At 33.0% G+C, this 20,233-nt stretch carries 20 protein-coding genes; 4 read left to right on the forward strand and 16 right to left on the reverse strand.

Annotated elements, in window-relative coordinates; all coding sequences use genetic code 11:
* Window positions 1-123: 123 nt before the first annotated feature.
* Complete coding sequence (locus WBF61_RS07765; protein ID WP_424255387.1) at window positions 124-1,443, reverse strand: MATE family efflux transporter; 1,320 nt, start codon at window positions 1,441-1,443, stop codon at window positions 124-126.
* Between the two features lie 472 nt (window positions 1,444-1,915).
* Window positions 1,916-2,614, reverse strand: a complete 699-nt coding sequence (locus tag WBF61_RS07770) for a Crp/Fnr family transcriptional regulator (RefSeq protein ID WP_424255389.1) — start codon at window positions 2,612-2,614, stop codon at window positions 1,916-1,918.
* A gap of 304 nt (window positions 2,615-2,918) precedes the next feature.
* On the opposite strand from WBF61_RS07770, the gene WBF61_RS07775 reads away from it, so the two are divergent.
* Both WBF61_RS07775 and WBF61_RS07780 read left to right on the forward strand, forming a co-directional pair.
* A complete protein-coding gene (locus tag WBF61_RS07775; protein ID WP_424255390.1) occupies window positions 2,919-4,202 on the forward strand; it encodes a hydroxymethylglutaryl-CoA reductase, degradative in 1,284 nt (427 codons plus the stop codon).
* Window positions 4,203-4,245: 43 nt separating this feature from the next.
* On the forward strand, window positions 4,246-4,860 hold the full coding sequence (locus WBF61_RS07780; RefSeq protein WP_424255391.1) for a DedA family protein: 615 nt from the start codon (window positions 4,246-4,248) through the stop codon (window positions 4,858-4,860).
* Window positions 4,861-4,941: 81 nt separating this feature from the next.
* On the opposite strand, the gene WBF61_RS07785 is transcribed toward WBF61_RS07780, so the two are convergent.
* A complete protein-coding gene (locus tag WBF61_RS07785) occupies window positions 4,942-5,130 on the reverse strand; it encodes a hypothetical protein (protein WP_424255393.1) in 189 nt (62 codons plus the stop codon).
* Window positions 5,131-5,408: 278 nt separating this feature from the next.
* Between WBF61_RS07785 and WBF61_RS07790 the strand changes: the two genes are divergently transcribed.
* Window positions 5,409-6,302, forward strand: a complete 894-nt coding sequence (locus WBF61_RS07790) for an EamA family transporter (RefSeq protein ID WP_424255395.1) — start codon at window positions 5,409-5,411, stop codon at window positions 6,300-6,302.
* 60 nt (window positions 6,303-6,362) lie between these two features.
* Here WBF61_RS07790 and WBF61_RS07795 read toward each other — a convergent pair whose 3' ends face one another.
* The 9 genes from WBF61_RS07795 to WBF61_RS07835 form a co-directional block, all read right to left on the reverse strand.
* Window positions 6,363-9,203, reverse strand: coding sequence for a YhgE/Pip family protein (locus tag WBF61_RS07795; RefSeq protein WP_424255397.1), 2,841 nt, complete (start codon window positions 9,201-9,203; stop codon window positions 6,363-6,365).
* A gap of 32 nt (window positions 9,204-9,235) precedes the next feature.
* Window positions 9,236-9,715 carry an Rrf2 family transcriptional regulator gene (locus tag WBF61_RS07800; protein WP_424255398.1) on the reverse strand — a complete coding sequence of 160 codons (480 nt, stop codon included), beginning with the start codon at window positions 9,713-9,715 and terminating at the stop codon, window positions 9,236-9,238.
* 234 nt (window positions 9,716-9,949) lie between these two features.
* Window positions 9,950-10,504 (reverse strand): AAA family ATPase, encoded by a 555-nt coding sequence (locus WBF61_RS07805; protein ID WP_424255399.1) that lies wholly within the window; start codon window positions 10,502-10,504, stop codon window positions 9,950-9,952.
* 51 nt (window positions 10,505-10,555) lie between these two features.
* Window positions 10,556-12,025, reverse strand: a complete 1,470-nt coding sequence (gene gcvPB, locus WBF61_RS07810; protein ID WP_424255401.1) for an aminomethyl-transferring glycine dehydrogenase subunit GcvPB — start codon at window positions 12,023-12,025, stop codon at window positions 10,556-10,558.
* Window positions 12,022-13,371 carry an aminomethyl-transferring glycine dehydrogenase subunit GcvPA gene (gcvPA, locus tag WBF61_RS07815; protein ID WP_424255403.1) on the reverse strand — a complete coding sequence of 450 codons (1,350 nt, stop codon included), beginning with the start codon at window positions 13,369-13,371 and terminating at the stop codon, window positions 12,022-12,024. The genes gcvPB and gcvPA overlap by 4 nt, the downstream gene beginning before the upstream one ends.
* 3 nt (window positions 13,372-13,374) lie before the next feature.
* Window positions 13,375-13,800, reverse strand: a complete 426-nt coding sequence (gene gcvH, locus WBF61_RS07820) for a glycine cleavage system protein GcvH (RefSeq protein WP_424255405.1) — start codon at window positions 13,798-13,800, stop codon at window positions 13,375-13,377.
* Between the two features lie 23 nt (window positions 13,801-13,823).
* Entirely contained in the window at window positions 13,824-14,948 is a 1,125-nt protein-coding gene (gene gcvT, locus WBF61_RS07825) for a glycine cleavage system aminomethyltransferase GcvT (protein ID WP_424255406.1), read from the reverse strand.
* Window positions 14,949-15,001: 53 nt separating this feature from the next.
* Window positions 15,002-15,190, reverse strand: a complete 189-nt coding sequence (locus WBF61_RS07830; protein WP_424255408.1) for a hypothetical protein — start codon at window positions 15,188-15,190, stop codon at window positions 15,002-15,004.
* A 48-nt stretch (window positions 15,191-15,238) separates the two neighbouring features.
* Window positions 15,239-16,147, reverse strand: coding sequence for a DMT family transporter (locus WBF61_RS07835; RefSeq protein WP_424255409.1), 909 nt, complete (start codon window positions 16,145-16,147; stop codon window positions 15,239-15,241).
* A 192-nt stretch (window positions 16,148-16,339) separates the two neighbouring features.
* Between WBF61_RS07835 and WBF61_RS07840 the strand changes: the two genes are divergently transcribed.
* Window positions 16,340-16,513 (forward strand): hypothetical protein, encoded by a 174-nt coding sequence (locus WBF61_RS07840; protein WP_424255411.1) that lies wholly within the window; start codon window positions 16,340-16,342, stop codon window positions 16,511-16,513.
* Between the two features lie 67 nt (window positions 16,514-16,580).
* Here WBF61_RS07840 and WBF61_RS07845 read toward each other — a convergent pair whose 3' ends face one another.
* The 4 genes from WBF61_RS07845 to WBF61_RS07860 form a co-directional block, all read right to left on the reverse strand.
* Window positions 16,581-17,390 carry a MurR/RpiR family transcriptional regulator gene (locus tag WBF61_RS07845; RefSeq protein ID WP_424255413.1) on the reverse strand — a complete coding sequence of 270 codons (810 nt, stop codon included), beginning with the start codon at window positions 17,388-17,390 and terminating at the stop codon, window positions 16,581-16,583.
* Between the two features lie 15 nt (window positions 17,391-17,405).
* Window positions 17,406-18,296, reverse strand: a complete 891-nt coding sequence (locus tag WBF61_RS07850; protein ID WP_424255415.1) for an ROK family protein — start codon at window positions 18,294-18,296, stop codon at window positions 17,406-17,408.
* A 26-nt stretch (window positions 18,297-18,322) separates the two neighbouring features.
* Window positions 18,323-18,775 carry a YhcH/YjgK/YiaL family protein gene (locus tag WBF61_RS07855; protein ID WP_424255416.1) on the reverse strand — a complete coding sequence of 151 codons (453 nt, stop codon included), beginning with the start codon at window positions 18,773-18,775 and terminating at the stop codon, window positions 18,323-18,325.
* Window positions 18,776-18,856: 81 nt separating this feature from the next.
* Window positions 18,857-20,230 carry an ABC transporter substrate-binding protein gene (locus WBF61_RS07860; protein WP_424255418.1) on the reverse strand — a complete coding sequence of 458 codons (1,374 nt, stop codon included), beginning with the start codon at window positions 20,228-20,230 and terminating at the stop codon, window positions 18,857-18,859.
* Window positions 20,231-20,233: the final 3 nt, after the last annotated feature.

The following is a 20,233-nucleotide window of genomic DNA, read 5'->3' on the forward strand; positions in this document are numbered from 1 at the left end:
AATTGTATCTGCTTTTCTCGTCCTGTAAATACTGTTTATACAGACGGTACTGGACTATTTTTGTTGCAAAAAATATTAGATTTACTAGATAAGTGCTATTACATTTAAGTCCCCTTTGATAGTCTAGTTCTTTTGTTTAATGATTGACGTTTTTTTTAAACGTTCTAAATAAATAATTATTGCTGTTACAATCAATTCTGTTATAACAAATGCAAGCCATACACCTACCATATCCCAATAATAACTTGTTAGTAGCACGATAGGAATAATAAAGATCAAACCCCGTGATAGTGAGATTGACAGTGCTTCTCTAATGTTTTCTGTAGCACTTAAAACCATGGTCACTACAATATTTATCCCCGCAAAGAAGAAACCAAGAAAATAAAATTTTAATCCTGTATCTGCCAGTTGCGCAACATGACTATTATTTTCACTATTAAAAACTTGTATCATACTTTCAGAAAATACTAGCGTAACTGCATAGATAACTGATGCGATTAAAACAGATGTAATCAAAGCATAAGTACGCGTTTTTTTTAGCTTATCCAATTCTTTTAGACCAAAATAGTTGCTTATTAGCGGTTGAGCACCGTGAGCTAGACCAGTAAAAATTGCATTAGCTACTAAAGCTAAATTAGCTACAATTGCATAGGCTGCTACTCCCTCATTTCCTTCCATTCGTAAAATAACGATGTTAAAAGTAATCAAAGCAACAGCTGAGGAAACTTCAATAATGAATGAAGATAGCCCTAAACTAAAAATATCATAAATTAGACTCAATTCCAATTTATTTCTAATTAACTTAAACGTGTTATTTTTATATACAAAATGAACAATCAAAACTCCTATACTTATAATAGGAGCAAGGCCAGTTGCAAAAGCAGCACCAAATATTCCCATGTTAAATATAAATATAAAAATATAATCTAAAACGATATTCGAAAAGCTTCCAACTAGCATGGCAATCATTGATAAATTAGGATTATTGTCATTTCGTACAAAGGCTAATAAAATATTGTTTACTATGAAAAATGGTGCAAAAACTAAAATTGTCGTCAGATAAGTTTGTGTTAATGGTAGAGTTAAGCTATCTGCTCCTAGACTTATGGCTAATTGCTCTGAGGCGAAAATACCGGTCAAGATTAATACTACCGCAACCATAAGCCCTACTTTTAATGAAGTAGAAAATACATGATTAGCTTTTTCATTCTTTTGCGTTTTTAAAATAATAAATTTAGTCGCTCCTCCAATCCCTATCATTAGACCCAAACCATGAATGATACTATAAATAGAAATGGAAAGATTCAATGAGGCTATTCCTGTTGAGCCTAGAGCTTTAGACACAAAATAGGTATCCGCCAAGATATAAAGCGAAAGTCCAATCATACCTAAAATATTTACACTGGTATACTTAATGAATTTTTGAAGGACTGAGTGTTTCATTTTCTTCTCCTTTCAAAACAAAAAGGTATTCTGATAACATTCCTCCTAAGACCTAACGGAATGCTACAGAATACCTTATAAGCTTCACCCGGTGGCGAAGTTTAGGTTTATAATTTTTACGCTTCAAAATAGTATAGTATACGTTCAATAGATGGTCAAGTAATCTTAAATGTGATTCATTATAATATCTTAAATGTGATTCATTATAAAGTCCAGGTCCATACATAAAGTACATTTATTCTTCAAATAGAATACTTGGGATAATTTTTCTAGTTCTCTATTTTGACTTTTCCATTTAAAGAAGGATAAGAGTATTTTCTCGGTATAATAAAGGTCCCTTTTCTTTGACAAAATTAATACTTACAAATACCATCTTATTGATTTAGTTGAGTGTTCTAAGTCCATCGTCAATAGCCTTTTAATTCATCATTTTAAAATACCGGAAACTATTTTTTGCTGCGCTAATTTTTAATTAAATCAAACCTAACTTATTCAAATCAACGATTTTTATCTTTTTATTTTCTTTCTGAATAATTAAGCCTTTCTCTTCTAGTTCTTTAAATTTCCGACTGATTGTTTCAGGTGTTGTTCCTAAATAAGATGCTAAATCTTTTTTACTCATTGGAAGAGTAAACTCCATCGTCGCTTGTTCTTCTTCAATAGAATCTAACAAGAATAAAGCTATTCTTGTTTCAACTTTTTCAGTTGCAAAACGAGTTGTTTGCTTTTCTGATTGAGATAAACGTTTTGAAAACTCCGTTAAGACTTTCAGCGATATTGTTGGATAACTCATTAATAAATTTTGAAAATCATCCCGTTTAATCATACAAACTTTCGTATCTGCCATTGCTTCAGCAAAGGCATCATAGGTCGTTTCATTAAACAAGGCTAATTCTCCAGTAAAGTCTCCGGGTAATAAAAATCTGACTACCTGTTCTTTTCCATTATCAGATAATCTGTATACACGAATTTTTCCTTCATTTATAATATATAAAGAATCTGACTGATCTCCTGCATTATAAAGATGCTCGCCTTTTTTATAGCTAATAGATTGGATTGTTTTAGTTATCTCATTCATTTGGTCTTTTTCGAGATGATTAAAAATAGGTACAATTGAAATACAATTATGGTACGAATGATTTTTACAGCTATGGCAACTTTTCTCTTCCATTAAAATGCCCCCTAAATAATCGGTTATCTCAAACTTGAGTTGTTTTATTATAAAGTAAATCCCTACTAATTGTACCATATTTAATAAGTCAAACTCTTAAACCAATCTATCATTCATTTTCAGTTAAGGACGCTTATTACGGCTGATACCCCTTTTCTTTTTTTTTTACTTTAAAGGGTTTTTATTTGAGAGAAGGTTTAGAATAATACTTAACGTTTCTGTTAAGATGCTTGCCTTTATCTAGAGTAGGAATGCAATCTGTGCTAAACTTATGCATAAACATATTTTTGAAAGAGGTTATGGAATGATGCACTCTTATTTTTCAGAATTTTATAAAAAATCAAAAGCTGAAAGAACGAAGGCTTTACACGATGCTGGAGTAATCTCTAAAGAAGACCTTTTATTTCTTTCTAAAAACCCGCAATTAAACGATCAGTTAGCTGATCATATGATTGAGAACCAGCTAACACAATACGCCCTTCCTCTAGGGGTAGCTTTAAATTTCTTAGTAGACGATAAAAACTACATTGTTCCAATGGTCACTGAGGAACCTTCAGTAATAGCTGCAGCTAGCTCTGCTGCTAAATTAATAGCTAAGGCAAATGGTTTTAAAACTCACTTAACTCAGCGAAAAATGATTGGACAAGTAGCTTTAAAGAATGTTCCAGATGTATCTTTTGCTCTAAGAGAATTAAACTTACACAAAGACGCCATTTTAAAAAAAGCAAATGATGCCCATCCTTCAATTGTCAAAAGAGGTGGTGGAGCTGACGAATTAGAATTTCGTTCTATCTTAGAGACAGACCACTCACCACATTTTTTAGTCGTTCATATTCATGTTCATGTATTAGAAGCTATGGGAGCTAATATCGTCAATACGATGATGGAAGCTGTATCTTTCTATCTAGAAACACTCACTAAAGGTACAGCTTTGATGAGTATTTTATCTAATTATGCAACTGAGTGTCTAGCGACTGCTACTTGTCAAATTCCAGTTGACTTGTTAGATCGTGGAAGTTATAAGGGTGAGGAAGTCAGAGATTTGATAATAGAAGCCTCTCAGTTTGCTTATGTAGATCCTTATCGCGCAACAACTCACAATAAAGGCATTATGAATGGAGTAGATGCCGTTGTTTTAGCCACAGGTAATGACTGGCGTGCTATTGAAGCTGGTGCTCATGCTTATGCGGCTAAATCTGGTCAGTATCGTTCTTTATCTCATTGGGTAAAAGCCGAAAATGGTGATTTAAAAGGTTCTTTAACGTTGCCACTACCTGTTGGGTACGTTGGTGGTTCGATTGGTATTCATCCTACTGCTCAATTTAGTCAGCGTTTGTTATCTGTAAAAAACGCCAAAGAATTAGAATCTGTTATCGTTTCCGTGGGTTTAGCTCAGAACTTTGCTGCTTTGAGAGCATTGGTAACAGAAGGTATTCAAAAAGGACATATGGGCTTACATGCTAAATCTTTAGCTATCAGCGCTGGAGCATCTGGAAGCGATATTGAACTAGTTGCAACTGAGTTAAAGAAAAGTACCCACATGAATTTAGAGACAGCTTCAAAAATATTAAACTCTATCTATCCTTAAAATAGACTATTTACAAAATTAATCACGGGGAGTTAACAAAAAAATGAGCAGTTGGATTCAGCAAATAATGGAACAATTTGGTTATATAGGTGTCGCATTTTTAATTATGATTGAAAATATTTTCCCGCCAATCCCTTCAGAAGTTATTTTAACTTTTGGTGGATTTATGACTACTACAACTAGTTTGACAATTACTGGTATGATTATCGTCTCAACAATCGGATCTGTCATTGGAGCGTTAATCTTATACAGCTTGGGATCTTTTTTGGATGTTTATCGTTTAGAGAAAATTATTGATCGATGGGGTCACATCTTACGTTTATCAAAAAACGATTTGCACAAAGCGAATCAGTGGTTTATTAAACATGGTGTTACGACAGTATTTTTTTGTCGCTTTATTCCATTAATTAGAAGTTTAATTTCAATACCAGCCGGAATGTCAAAAATGAGGATAAGTACTTTCCTTTTATTCACTACTTTTGGATCATTAATATGGAACACTGTTTTAATCTATCTGGGTGCTATTCTTGGCTCTAATTGGGAATTAATCGTTTATTATATGTCCATTTATTCAAAATTAGCTTATTTCTTTATTTTCCTAGCGCTCCTACTTACTCTAATCTGGGTAATACGCAGAAAGAAAAAAGGAAACAACTAATTACAATTTGGTGATATCAACTAACAAAATCAATAAAAAAAGGAAAGCAAGGTGGCACTGACCCCTTGCTTTCCTTTTTTTTTACTCATCTGCGTTTAAAACATATTCGTAAGCCGTAATTTTTCCTTTTACTTGTTGTATCTCAAGCTCATTTTCAATATAACTAATTGAATTGCTTAGATCCATTGTTCGCTTAGCTGTTAATCTATCCATTTCTTTTTTTGATTCATTCAATAAGTGTATCACATCGGACTCTGTCATATAACTCATTATAAACCCCTCCTTTTACTTATCCTATTAGTTGATTTAAGTATAATCCTCCTTTCATTTACTAGCAAATAAAAGCATTTAAGTGTGGTCATTCGTATTCTATTTTATTTTTACTTTAGAACTATCATCCTTTATTTTCATTTTTTTATTTTTATTTCTATTATTTGGTATACTTTCTATGCTATTATGAACAAGGCGAAAACAAGCTTAAGGTTATATTTAATTTTTTGTTACATATGTTATTCGCAAATCTATTTATATGAAAAGGTGAAAAAATTATGTGGTTTATTTTTACAATGATCTCCGTTCTTTCTTGGGGAGCAGCAGATTTATTTTATAAAAAAGGGACAAATCCAAAGGACCCTTACAGTCATTTAAGAATCGTGATCATGGTCGGTTCGGTTATGGGAATTCATGCAATTTATACACTTTTATTTACAGGTATTGTTTATGATCCTATGAACATCATTCGTTATTTGCCTGTTTCTAGTATGTATATTCTTTCAATGACCATTGGATACATCGGGTTACGTTATTTGGAGCTTTCTATATCCTCTCCTATAATGAATTCATCTGGAGCTATTGCCTCATTACTAACATTTATATTCTTAGGTCAAGTTATGACTGGTATTCAGTTCTTTGCTGTCGCACTCATTTCAGTTGGTATTATTTTATTATCTATCTTTGAAAAAAAAGCTGCTGATTTAGATAGAATAAAGCACAAAGAAAAAGTTGATCGTAAATATCAAATAGGAGCACTCGCTATTATATTACCTGTTTTGTACGCTTTGATTGACGGACTTGGAACATTTTCCGATGCATTTGTCTTAAATAAAGTTATGAGTGAAGACCAAGCGAATACTTCCTATGAACTTACTTTTCTAATTTGTGCTATCTTGGCTGCCTTTTATCTTATTGTTGTAAAAAAACAGTCGTTTAACTTATTCGAAGAACGAACAAAAGGATATGCTGCACTTTTTGAAACAGTTGGTCAATTTTTCTACGTTTATGCTATCGCTGGTAATGCCATTATTGTTACTCCTTTAATTTCTTCATACAGTATTGTTTCGGTTATTCTTTCTCGTATTTTCTTAAAAGAAAAATTATCTAAAGGACAATATATTGTTATTGCAGGTATTATGGTTGGGATTTTCATTTTAGGTTTTGAATAAATAAGAAAAACGTTTTGAGATAAAACTATCTCAAAACGTTTTTCTTATACTTTTAGATTTTTAGACTTTTACAGTTTCGTCGTACTCATTATTTTCTAGTTCATTCTGTTTTCTTTTTTGAACAATGTGTAGATAGATAAATAATAGACTACTAAATACAATCAAAAGACTTGTTAGAACAAGCATACTTTGATTGAAGAGATCTTGACCTATCCCACCAGAAATAGCTTCTCTAAATCCGTAAATAGAATAAGACATCGGTAAGAACGGATGAATAGAAATAAAGAATTGATTTGTTAATGGCATTGGGAATGTTCCACCTGCACCACCTAATTGGACAACCAATAGAATCATTGCAATAAAACGACCCACATTATCTAAAGATACCGTTAGAAATGTGACTATCGCCATGAAAGCAAGTGCGGTTACCATTGCAACAACGAAAAATTTCCCAACAGATTGTACCTGTAATCCTAACGTCATTAAAATTCCGGCTTCAATAATTGCCATTAATGAAGCAACTGGTAGAGCAACTGACAGTTTTGCTAGCCAAAAAGAAAAACCGGATTGTCCGTTTAAAACTTGTTTTCGTATCGGATAAATGACATTGAATACGACTGCTCCTATATACAAAGCCATTGACATAATATAAGGGGCTAAAGCAGCTCCATAGTTGGGAACATGACTGAACTCCTTATGAATTAGTTCTGTAGGATTCGAAAACATCCTAAACGTTTCATCTGTTGGGTCAATTGTATTAACTTTGTTCGCACCTTCTTGTAAACTAGTTGCTAATGTAGTTGTTCCATCATTTAAAGTAGTTAAACCCTCTCCTAGAATAGCTGATCCATTGGCTAATTGAGTAGAACCATCGGTGATTTTCTCAGCTCCATCTGCTAACTGCTCTGATCCGATTATTAATTTCTCTGAATTGTCGGTTAATTGTCTGGTTCCTTTAACTAACTGATTAGACCCTTTATCTAGCTGATTCACTCCATCTGCTAATAATGGTAATTTCTCAACTACTTGATTTATACCATTATTTAATTGAGCTGCTCCAGTATTTAAAGCGCCAGAATTAGTCTCTAATTGAGTAGTCCCATTTTTTAATGTCTTCACTCCGTTTGTATAAATTGTTATCCCAGCAACTAATCCATCATTGCCTTTCAGACCATTTTGAATCGTCATGAGCCCCTGATTTAACTCAGTCATCCCTTGAATAACGCCTTTATTTTGACCTTCCCCCGTTTGCATCAAAGCTGTTTGAACTGACGTTAGACCGCTTTGTAATTCAGTAATCGCTTGAGATGCCCCCGGTAAAACTTGATTTGAGCCTGTTGCTAATTCAGCAATTTTAGCTTTTAACACCACTAGTTGTGTCGTTAAATCTGCTAATTCTTCTAATTGTGTTTGCAACTCTTTTGCTGAAGCTCCTGCATCCACTGCTTTTTCTGCAATTGCTTGAACAGCGCCCCCAGTTGTACCAGTTTGATTAGCAATAGTTTCAATTGAAGCTGTATTTTCTTTCTCTTGATTTTGTAACTCTACTTGCAAAGCAGTTAATGATTCTGCTTGTTGAGTTCCTTTAAGATTGTCAGAATTTTTTATTTCCTCGATTATTTCAATTGTCTTAGCTGTATTGTTAGTTGTTTTTTCAGCTAGTTTATTTGCTTCTGCTCCAATAGTCGAAAGACTAACACTAGCAGTAGTTAAGTTAGGCTCCATGCCTACTAAGTCTTCACCTACCTTGGTTAAGTCTTGCTTAATTAAACTTGTATTAACTTTACCACTTGTATCATTTAACATACTATTTAAGGTTTGGATGCCTTCATTTAATTTGGGAAGGCCAGATTGTAGGGCTTTTAATTGTTCTGCTTTTTCTTTGTCTTGTGTAGAGGTAGCTAATTGAGAAGATAGTTGTTTTAAGCCAGCTAGTAGTTGATCACTGCCACCTTTAACTTGATCTACCCCATTGCTTAAACTCCCTACGCCATTCTGAAGTATAGAGTTGTTAGCTACCAATTGTCCTGCTCCTGAATTTAATTGGCTAACACCTGCTGTATAGGCTGTTAGTCCCGCTGTTAAATCGGTAGCGCCATTATTTAATTGACCCATTCCATTTTTTAACGGTTCTACGCTTGAGGCTAATTGTCCAATACCTTTATTTAATTTCATTGCACCTAAATCCAATTGAGCAACACCATCTGTGTAGTCCTTCAAACCAATAGTTAACGCATCTGCACCTTCGTTAAAAGTTAGAGTACTATCAGCTAATTTGGTTAGATTTTTAGTTATCTCTTTATTTCCGTCTGTTAGTTTTTTTGTTCCTTCTTTCAACTTTTCTGAACCATCTCCAGCTTCAGTGAATCCATCACCTACTTCACCTATTTGGTCAAATAAAGCTTCTGTATAAGCTTTTGTAACATTTTGAGAAACTTCCATTTTGACTTCTTTGACAGCTGATTTGCTAATCACTTCACCAATAAAGTTTAATGAACCATTTGTTTTATAGGTTAACTTCATTTTTTCAGGGTGTTGATCCATTAATGTAGAAGCATTTTTTGAAAAATCTTTCGGTATTGTCATTACCATATAATATTTACGATTTTCTAATCCTTTTTCTGCCTCTCTTGGGGTTATAAAGTGCCAATCTAAAGCATTATTATTTTTTAAATTTTCTACTAAATCAGCTCCAACAGCTAATTTTTCTCCTTCATAATTAACTTGTTGATCTTCATTTACAACGGCAACTGACAGTTTATCTGTATTGCCATACGGATCCCAGTTCGATTTCAAGAAGAATCCTGCATATAGTATTGGTATAAATAATATAACTACACAAGAAAGTAGCAATATTTTATTAGAGTATATTTCTTTCCATTCTTTTTTCACCATTCTCATTTGTTCTTTTCCTCACTTCTTTTAACTCAAAACTAATTTATTTTTGTTTCATTCCAATTTAAAATAGGGATATCTTGATGTTTTAATGATTTGCGAATCAATTGGGCAACGGTTTGCTCTCTTAAATAGTCTTTATACTGATTATCTGCCTGTTTAAATACTTCAGTCAAAACGATTTCGCCATGATTAGCAGTTGGTCCTAAATCTGAAAACACTTGATTAATCATTCCTGTATTAGGATAGGTGACAATTGGACCTTCTAAAGCTTCAACTACTTCCAGAAGATGAATATTTTCTGGATTTCTAGCTAAAGAAAAACCACCATTACTCCCAGAAACAGAAGTAACTAAACCATTCACAACTAATTTCCTCATAATTTTTTTTATATAGGAAGGTGAAGCTCCTTTTAGCCTACGATTAATAATGTGTGAAGTAATTGGAAAATTTTTATCTTGCGTTGCTAATAATGTAATGATGCAGATTGCCTGTTCTAAACCCCTTGTTAAATTCATACTCTCGCCTCTTTTCTTTTCAGCATTAACTATATCTCGTATCCATTATGGACTTCTTGTATCCACAAACAAATTTACTCTACTTTTTAAATAAAAGCAATTAAAAGTTCTTCATTCCCAAAAAAATATTTCCTGGTAAAACAAAAAAAGATGGAACACAATAAGTCCCATCTGTTGTTTATTCGTTTATAATTTTAACTCATTGTTACAACAATAAATTAAGTCCTATTTAAACTATTTTATCCATTCTTTAATAAATCTTAAAACAGCTTTGACTGATTGACCTAACTCTTGAGCAGGAAGAATTAAATCTGTTTCTACTGGCGCATCAAATTCATCCGTTTGTTTAGCAAATAATAACCTTTGCTGTATATCTTCTAAACAATCGCCTCTTTTTTCCATTCTTTGTTGAATTTCTGCCTCTGTTGTTTCTAGATAGATAATTTTTGTGTAGAAAGGATAAACTTCTTTTAAAGCTGTTGCACCATTTTTATCTAAAACAACACTCATTATGTCATTGAGATCCAATCCTTCTTCCACAGTATCAACGGTCAGTCCGTAAAGATGGTTATTGTATAAAGAGTTTTCAATAAACGCTATATTAGACATATCAGATAATTCTCTAAAATAATAATCTGTTCCTTCTACTTCTCCATTCCTTTTGGGCCGAGTAGTTGTAGTAACTAATTTCGGAATTCCTATCGCTTCTAATTCATTAGCTAGAGTAGTTTTCCCACTGCCACTAACTCCAACTAATACTAGGATCATTTTATTCTCTTCACTACCCATATTTATTCCTCCGTTTTAAAAAACCATCATCATACCTTATTTATCCTCTTATCATTTTTCATCATTTTTATTGTATCTTACTACTAATTTCCTAGCGGCCTTAACTTCATCCATTCGCCTAACAGGTGTTGTATGAGGCGCTTCTAGAACAGTCGCAGGTGTCTGTTCAACTTCTTTTGCAATACCGATTAACGTCTTTGCAAACGCATCTAGAGTCTCTTTTGTTTCAGTCTCTGTTGGTTCAATCATCATTGCTTCTTCAACAATTAGAGGAAAGTAAACAGTAGGTGCATAATAACCAAAATCCAGTAATCTTTTAGCAATATCCATTGTGCGTACACCCAGTTTTTTTTGTTTTAACCCAGATAAAACAAATTCATGCTTACAAAACTGAGTATGCGATACATTATAGTATGGTGCTAGTAATTTACGCAAATAATTCGCATGCAATACCGCACTTTCTGATACTTGATTTAGTCCAATTGGGCCCATTGTTCGAATATAAGTATACGCTCTAACATTGACACCAAAATTCCCAAAATATCCTTTAACTCGTCCTACTGAAAGTGGAAATTCTGAATTGAGTACATACTCATCCTCTTGCTTTTCAATACGTGGAATTGGTAAATAAGGTGCTAAGAAAGATTTAACTCCAACCGGACCTGACCCTGGACCTCCACCTCCATGAGGTGTACTAAACGTTTTGTGTAGATTAAGATGTACGATATCAAAACCCATCACAGCTGGTGTCGTTTTGCCTAAAATAGCATTCAAATTTGCACCATCATAGTATAATAGACCTCCAACGCCGTGAATAATTTTTGAAATTTCTACAATATCTTTTTCAAACAATCCAAGTGTATTGGGATTCGTCAACATTAAACCTGCAACATCTGTTCCCACTTGTTTTTTTAATTCAGCTAAATCAACTGTCCCAGAAGCATTCGATGGAATTTCAACTACGTCAAAACCAGCAATAAATGCACTAGATGGATTTGTTCCATGTGCTGAATCTGGTACAAGAATTTTAGTTCGTTTTTTACCTTCTCCATTTTGCTTATGAAATAATTTCATGATCATAAGACCAGCCCACTCACCTTGTGCTCCAGCAGCGGGTTGCAATGAAAGAGCATCCATTCCTGTAATGATCTTTAAGTCTTCTTGCAATTCATACATCAATTCGAGTGCACCTTGAACTGTTTGTACCGGTTGAAAAGGGTGGATATTAGCAAATCCTGGTAACCGTGCTACATCTTCATTGATTTTAGGATTGTATTTCATTGTACATGAGCCTAATGGATAAAAACCATTATCTACTCCAAAGTTTTTATTCGATAATGCGGTGTAGTGACGCATTAGTTGTGGTTCAGAAACTTCAGGAAGCTCGGCAGGTATTTTTCGTATCAAATGCTCAGGAAACTTTTTTAATAAAGAAACAGAAGCTACATCGCTTTCTGGAAGGCTAGCTGCCTTTCTACCTGGACGGCTGATTTCAAAAATTAATTCATTGTAATCGATCATTTTATCATTCCTTCCAGCACAGCAATAAATTCGTCTATTTCTTCTTTTGTCCGTTGCTCTGTTACAGCAATTAACATATGATTCTTTAATCCATACTCTAATTCTAAATTGTATCCACCAATTATTTTTTGCTCTAAGAGCACTTTATTTGTCTGTGGTATTGAAAAAGGAAGCTCAACGACAAACTCATTAAAAAAAGGAGCTTGATTGTTGACAGAAAAACCTTTCTCTACTAATTTTCTAGCCATATAATCAGCTTTTTCAATATTTAATTGAGCCATGTGGCGTAGCCCTTCTTTACCCAATGCAGACATAAATACTGCCGAAGCTAATGCATTCAACGCTTGATTTGAACTCATATTAGAAGTTGCTTTTTCACGTTTGATGTGTTGCTCACGTGTTTGTAAAGTGAGAACAAATCCACGTTTTCCATCTCTATCAACGGATTGTCCGACGATACGCCCTGGTAATTTACGAATATGTTTTTTCTTAACTGCAAAATAACCACAATGTGGTCCTCCGAATGACATCGATAAGCCTAATGGTTGGGTGTCACCTACGACTATATCAGCACCTAGCTGTCCAGGAGCTTCTAGTAGAGCTAAAGCTAAAGGATTGGCCGAAACAATTAATAAAGCTCCAGTAGATTCTGCTATTTTTTTTATTTCTGATAAATCTTCTATTGAACCAAAAAAATTTGGGTATTGAATAATTACAGCAGCGGTTTCTTGAGTAATAAGTTCTGTTAATTCATTTAAGTCAGTCGTATCTCCATTTAATTTTGCTTCTTCTATTTTATAGTTGAAGCCAGCTGATACCGTTTTTAAAATTTCACGCCCTTGGGGATGAACTCCTTTAGAAATAACGACTTTATCTCTTTTAGTACTCCGAACAGCTAACGTAGCTGCTTCACCAATTGCGGTAAATCCATCATATAAAGATGAATTTGCGGCATCCATTCCTGTTAGTTCACAAATCATTGTTTGAAATTCAAAGATAGCTTGTAGTTCACCTTGGCTAGCTTCTGCTTGATAAGGTGTGTAAGCTGTATAAAATTCTGATCGTGAGATAACATGATCCACTGTACTCGGAATATAATGATCATATGTCCCAGCTCCTAAGAACAAAGTAAATTCTTTGCTATTTTTATTTTTACTCGCCATACCTCGCATTTTCTTATCTAAAGCTGATTCATGCAGAGCAGCTGGGATTTCTAAATTTTTCTTTAACTGTATCGCATCTGGAATATCAGTAAATAAATCAGATATTGAAGAAACTTCTAAAGTTGCTAACATTTCTTCACGATCTTGAAGTGTGTCTGGAAGGTATCTAAAATCATTTCCCATTTTTTATTCCTCCTCGTTTTCCGCTTCTTCATCGTCTTCTTCTAATTTTTCAACTAAATTATCATATTCTTCTTGCGTCAATAAATCTGCTAACTCGCTTGAATCACTGAGTAGAACTTCACTCATCCATCCTTCATTTAACGGGCCTTCATTCACTAATTCAGGAGCATCCTCCAATTCTTCATTAACTAAAACTACTTTTCCAGATACTGGTGAAAATATGACAGATGCTGATTTCGTTGACTCAATTGTGCCTATTTCATCACCTGCACTTACATGAGCTGCTATTTCAGGGAGTTCCACATAAACAACATCTCCTAATTCTTTTGCTGCATATTCTGTTATTCCTAAACGAACTTTATCGTCACCTATCGGCATAACCCATTCATGTTCTTCTGTGTAATAACGTTCCATATCTTTTTCATTCATTTAAATCGCTCCTCTTCCACGGTTCATTTAGTTTTTTTATTTCTTTTATAAAATGGTATCTTTACTACAACTGCTTCAACGAATTTAGTGCGAATTTCAATATAGATCTCTCCATTTAGGTCACTATAATCTGTATTTAAAAGTGCTAGTCCAATGCTTTTATTTAACGTTGGTGATTTAGTACCTGAAGTAACTACCCCTATTTCTTTTCCAAGATTATCATACACTTTACAACCTGAGCGTGGGATTCCTTTACCGACTAATTCGAATCCTTTTATTTTCTGTTTTATCCCTATTTCAAGCTGCTCTTTAAGGTCTTTTTTCCCGATAAAGTCACAATTTTTATTCATCTTCACTGCAAAACCACTATTTGCTTGTAATGGGCTGATCTCTGATGATAATTCATGACCGTATAATGATAACGCAGACTCTAAGCGCAAAGTATCTCTGGAACCTAATCCACAGGGTTTAAGTCCCGCTTCTTTTCCAACTGCCAACAATGATTCCCAAAGTTTTTCTGTTTTATCTACAGCAACATAAAGCTCAAAACCATCTTCTCCCGTATAACCGGTTCTTGAAACCAAAATATCTTCAATTTCACCAACTGAAATATTTTGCTTAAAATGAAATGCTTTTATGTCATTCAAATCTATTTTAGTCAACTTTTGTAGTATTCTCTCTGCAGATGGTCCTTGTAGCGCTATCAAACCTATTGCGTCAGATTTATTCTTTAAAATAACATCACCGAATAAGTTTTCTTTCATCCAATTAAAATCTTTTTCAGTGTTGCTTGCATTTACTGTGACTAAGAAATTAGTCGTCGCTAATTTAGAAATGATGAGATCATCTACAGTTCCACCATTTGAGTAACACATAAAGTGGTACTGCGATTGGCCCACCTCCATTTTTGTTACATCATTTGTTAAGAGCCAATTAAGATACGATTCAGCATCATTTCCTTCAACAAAAAATTCTCCCATGTGAGAAACGTCAAATAAACCTGCTTCATTTCGGACTGCTTTGTGTTCTTCAATAATACCAGTAAACTGTATCGGTAATGCCCAACCGCCAAAATCGGTTAATTTTATTTTATTTCTTTTGTAATAATCAACTAATGGTGTCTGTTTAATTTTATTTGTTGAGGTCATTTTTTTCTCCTCCTAAGTTTATTTAAATGAAAATCAATGTAAAATTCGTATTGTCATTCTTTTCCCACACTGGTTGAACTTTTTGATGATGAATAAATTGACTGTTCAAGAGACGACGTTGGGTTTTCATCGTTTTCTGGTTTTTCTTTGTCTGTTAGTAAATAAATACCGTAAGCTATGACCGTTACACCGACTACACTAGATAGTACACGCGTAGCTTTTCCTACATCTCTCATATCCATTTAATCGCCCCTTTTTCATTAGTGTACTCTTTTTATTCATTTCTATCATTAATTACCTGTTTTTTCATTGTTCAACTCTTTTTTTTGCCTATTATTTTTAAGCTTAAGTTTTTTAAAATCAACCTCCGATATTAAAACACCTATTAAAATTACTGCTGCTCCAACTCCCATTTGAATGGTCACGAACTCATTCAATAGACTAATTGAAAATAACATTCCCCAAAGCGATTCCATTGATAAAATAATGGCTGTCTCAGTATCTGTAGTAAACCTTTGAGCTGCTGTTTGAAGCATAAATCCTACTAATGTGCAAAAGAGACCTAAGTAAACAACGGATAAAGTACCCGTCAGCGTAAACTCAGGAAAAGAATCGCCTTTAAAAATAGTAACGAACAAACCACAGAATGCTGCAACTCCCATTTGAACAATCATTATTGAAAAAATATTTTCTGTCCGAACAAATCGGCTAGTTAAAATAATTTGGAACGAAAAAAATACGGCTCCTATTAATGTCATAAAATCTCCATAATTAAATCCATTAAACCCATCTAAGGATAGCAAGCCAATTCCTATAATCGATAAGAACGCCCCAAAATAAGCTTTTAATTTTATTTTATTTTTAAACAGAAATAATCCAATAAAAGGGACCAAAACAACATTTATTGCTGTTAAAAAAGCATTTTTAGAAGGTGTTGTATAACTTAATCCGACTGTCTGGAATAAAAAAGCCAAGTATAAAATAATTCCTAATAGACTCCCTCTCATCATTGCTTTTTTGGTTATATTTTTTATCTTATTTGAAAAGATTATTGATATGGCAATGAACGCAATGAGAAATCGTCCCGCCATCAACTGATATGGGTTTAAAACACTTAATGCTATATCACTAACAACATATCCTGACCCCCATATTACTGTGACGAGTATAAGTCCTAATCGTCCAAAATTTTGTGTCATTTTCTCACTCCTTTGCTTAAAACTCAATTCTTAGTTTAACATGGAGTTACATAGAAAACTTATTATCTTTCTAAATATTAAAAATATTATTTTAAATGGAAGAAAATCTCACTGTTTTTTAGTTATGATTATTAACTTTTATTTTTTCTTGTTATACTAATTCTAAGATTAACTATCACTGGAGGTGCTGTTATGTTTAATATTTTTGGGAAACTTATGCTAGGTATTGGGCTAATTCTTATTATTTTCGGTTATTTTGGACCTGTTAAGTCAGGTGATCCTATTATTGGTTCTATTTTTATTTTAGTTGGACTTGCTATCTTAGCATTAGCTTTTGTTGTTGGGAAAGATATCCGTCGTTATTAACATTCAAATAAAAAAAGTATCGGACATATAAAAAAAACAGAGAAAACTCTCTGTTTTTTTTTATGGTTTATTCTTCTTTATCTTTAAGTATTGCCTCGATTGTTTTATTCATCTTATAGTTTAATGTTTGATCTGCTAGTAACATCATAGAAATAACATCCATTAGATAAATAATTGCAAACTGTGAATTAACAAAACGTTGATCATCTACGAACGAACTATTGTAAACATACAGACTAATATCACTCGTTTTAGTAATAGCACTATTTGATAAACTAGTAATTGAAACAATCGTTCCATGATTTTTCTTAGACATTCGTAAGGCATCTACTACTTCTTGAGTATTCCCAGAAGTTGATATACCAATAACTAAATCTTTTTCAGTAGCTACAGAACTATTGATTAACATCATATGCGAATCCGTTATGCTGGATACATTTAAACCCATTCGTAAAAGACGTTGGGTCATTTCTATTGCAGTCAATCCTGAACTACCTACTCCATATATAAAAATACGGTGTGCCGTTTTAATCAGAGCGACTACTTCTTCAATTTTTTCTCTATTCATATTTTTTATCGTATTTTTAATTACTTTATCGTAAAAAGAATAAACATCATCAAATATATTTAATCCATGATTTTTATTTTCTTCTTGATAGATAGAACTGATCTTTATTTTCATATCAACGAAATTCTCGCAATTTATTTTTTTACAAAATCTAGTAATTGTTGAAGTTGAAGTTTCTGTTACTTTTGCTAGTTCTGTTATATTCATATTTTTAATTTCTTTGCCTTTTTTCAATATATAGGTCGCAACCTTTTTTTCTTTTAAAGAAAAATAAACAAATTGTTTTTGTATTTCTTCTAATATATCCATTCATTTCACCACTAATCAGCTATTTTTATTTTTAAAATTATATAATGCTCCTAACAATCCAGCATCATTACCTTTTTCAGCAAATTTAATAGTCGTTTTATTAAACATAGGATCTATAATGACTTCTGATACTGCCTTATCAATTTTTTCTTTCAGCATCTCTTTTTGACCCATTATACCACCTCCTAGGATAAGCGTTTCTGGATTAAACAAATATAAAAGATTCGTTATTCCAAGAGCAAGTGTATGAACCATAGCATCAATCTCTTCAATACAAATACGATCCCCTTGCTTAGCTAATTCAACTATTTCATATCCTGTTATTTTTTTTGAATTTTTATTCTTCTTTCTTTTTATAACTCGTTTAATTAAGCTTGATGTTGAAGCCAAATCTTGAAAGTTTTCACCTAAAACAGACATATATCCTATTTCTCCCGCGGTATGTGAGTAACCATGAATCAGCTTATTGTCTAACATGATGGCCCCACCAACTCCGGTCCCTACTGTTAAACAAATGAGAGAAGAAGAATCTCTGCCCGCTCCTAGCCAATATTCTCCTAAACAGGCAGCATTAACATCATTTTCTACTTCACAAGTAATACCAAACTTCTCTTCTAAAATAGACTTAATTTGGGTACCTGTATAGTTTGGTATCGTATAACCAGAATAAATAACTTTACCTAAGTTGCCATCTATCACTCCAGCACTAGAAATACAAATTCCATCTATAGTATATATTTTTATTGCATCTGACACAATTGCTATCACTGCATCCATTATTTCTGAACCATGCTCTGTCTGTTTGACCAGTGTTGATTTTACTTCTTCAATATTCTCACCTAGTTCATTATAGACTCCATACTTTAATGCTGTTCCACCTATATCAACGCATACGTAGTTACTCATATCATAACTCCTTAATTATTTTAATTTTATTCTGTTACTTTAACTTTAAACACAACTTTTCTAATTTTTTTCTCCTCATTTATAGTGATTCCTGTTTTGTGTGCATCTTCTGGATAAAGAATAAGGATGTCATTTCTTTCCATATTCACTGAAAATTTCAGTTGTCCTTCTACAGGTAAAAAATCTTCGTCAAATTTATATTGGCCTTTTTCCATTTTATCTAGGTGCTGATAATCTACTCTTTCTTGACCTTCGATAATTGTTTGAATATCAATAAACTGCTGATGTGCTTCCCATTGTCTTTTATCTGCCGAAGACGTTTTAAAACTTAAGACGTTATACGAAATCTCTTCTGTTAATTTATGTTGTCCATCTTTTAATAAAGTTAACTGATTCGTTTTAATGAAATCTAGACAGGTTGTGATGCCTTCATTTAATTTTTCGTAATGACGCTTTTCTTTTAAATTAAAATACAACATTTTGTCCATTCTCCTTTAGTAAAAAAACCTTCTTTATATCCAATAAAGAATAAAGAAGGCTCATTTACGCTTATATTCAGTTTATTTTAAAATTACAGATTTTTCTGTGTTCGTATCAATAATTCTATTGCCATTTTCAGTAAATGAATCTAAGGCTTCTTTTGGAGTTTTTTCATCTGTAAAGACAGCTTGTAACTCTGGGAAGAAGGCATTTCTCAGTTCTGCATAGCCAGGAGTATTGTTTGAGAAATTAAATATATTCTCACTATTTTTATTATAGGCTTCTAGATATGGTAACTCGCTAACTGCTTCTTCAGAAACAGATTCTCTGACTGGCAAACTATTTTTTGAAGCCTTTACCAATTCTTTATCGGTTGAGAAAAATTTAACAAAATCTTTTGATGCTTCAACTTCTGCTTCTGTTCCAGTATTAAAGACTGCTCCACCAGCAACGTAAGTAAATGATGTTGGATTCTTTTCCCCAGGGATATTAGCTAAACGTAAGTCGAATTTATTAACAATTCCATTTTCCATATCATTTAAGATCCCATTGAATAAAACACTATTTGTAAAACTAACGGCTACCTGTTGATTTTGGAACATAGCGTTAACATCATTACTTGATAATGTTTCTGCACCAGCTGTCGTTAACTCTTTATCATTTAAATTCTTAATGTAATCAAGTGCTTTTACTCCATTTTTTTCATTGACAACAATTTGACCATCTTTATCATAAATTTTGTTTCCGAACATTGTTAAGTATGATAAGTTCCAAGTATCTCCTTGGTTATTTTTTGCAAATAATCCCATTGGAGAAATATCTGGTAATTTTTCTTTTAATGTTTCTAAAATCATTTCATATTCTTCAGGTGTCCAAGTAGCAATTTCGTATTCTCCTGAAATGTACTTATCTAATCCTGCTTTTTTAAACATTTCAGCATTATAAGCTAATGTCCCAGGGTTATGACTGAAGGGATAGAAATAAGTTTCATCATTAATTTGTACGTTTTCCCATATTGTTTCTGGAATATCTTTTTTAGACTCGTCATCAATAATATCGTCCATTGGTGCTAAGATTCCAGCATGTGCATACTCTGTTAAAGCAAATGCTGAGTCAAAGAACATATCAGGTAATGTTTTGGTTTGCATTGCAACACTTAACTTATCCGCACGCTCTTCACCAGGAATAACTTGAACATCAATTTCCACATTAGGATTTTCTTTTGTATACTCTTCAGCTGCTTTTTTGAAAAAGCTATCGTAATCTGCTCCATCTTCTGATGCATCTTGAACACCTTTCCATTGTGGTGTTAACCATAATTCTAATTGAACTTTTTCATCTGTTGATCCCGATCCTGTTGCTGCATCTTTTTTATCCTCTCCACATCCACTAACTAAAAGACCAATACTAAGAATAGCGGCTGCGAAACTATAGAATTTTTTATTAAATTTCATTAT

The sequence above is a fragment of the Carnobacterium sp. genome (assembly GCF_049673005.1).
GTDB lineage: Bacteria > Bacillota > Bacilli > Lactobacillales > Carnobacteriaceae > Carnobacterium_A.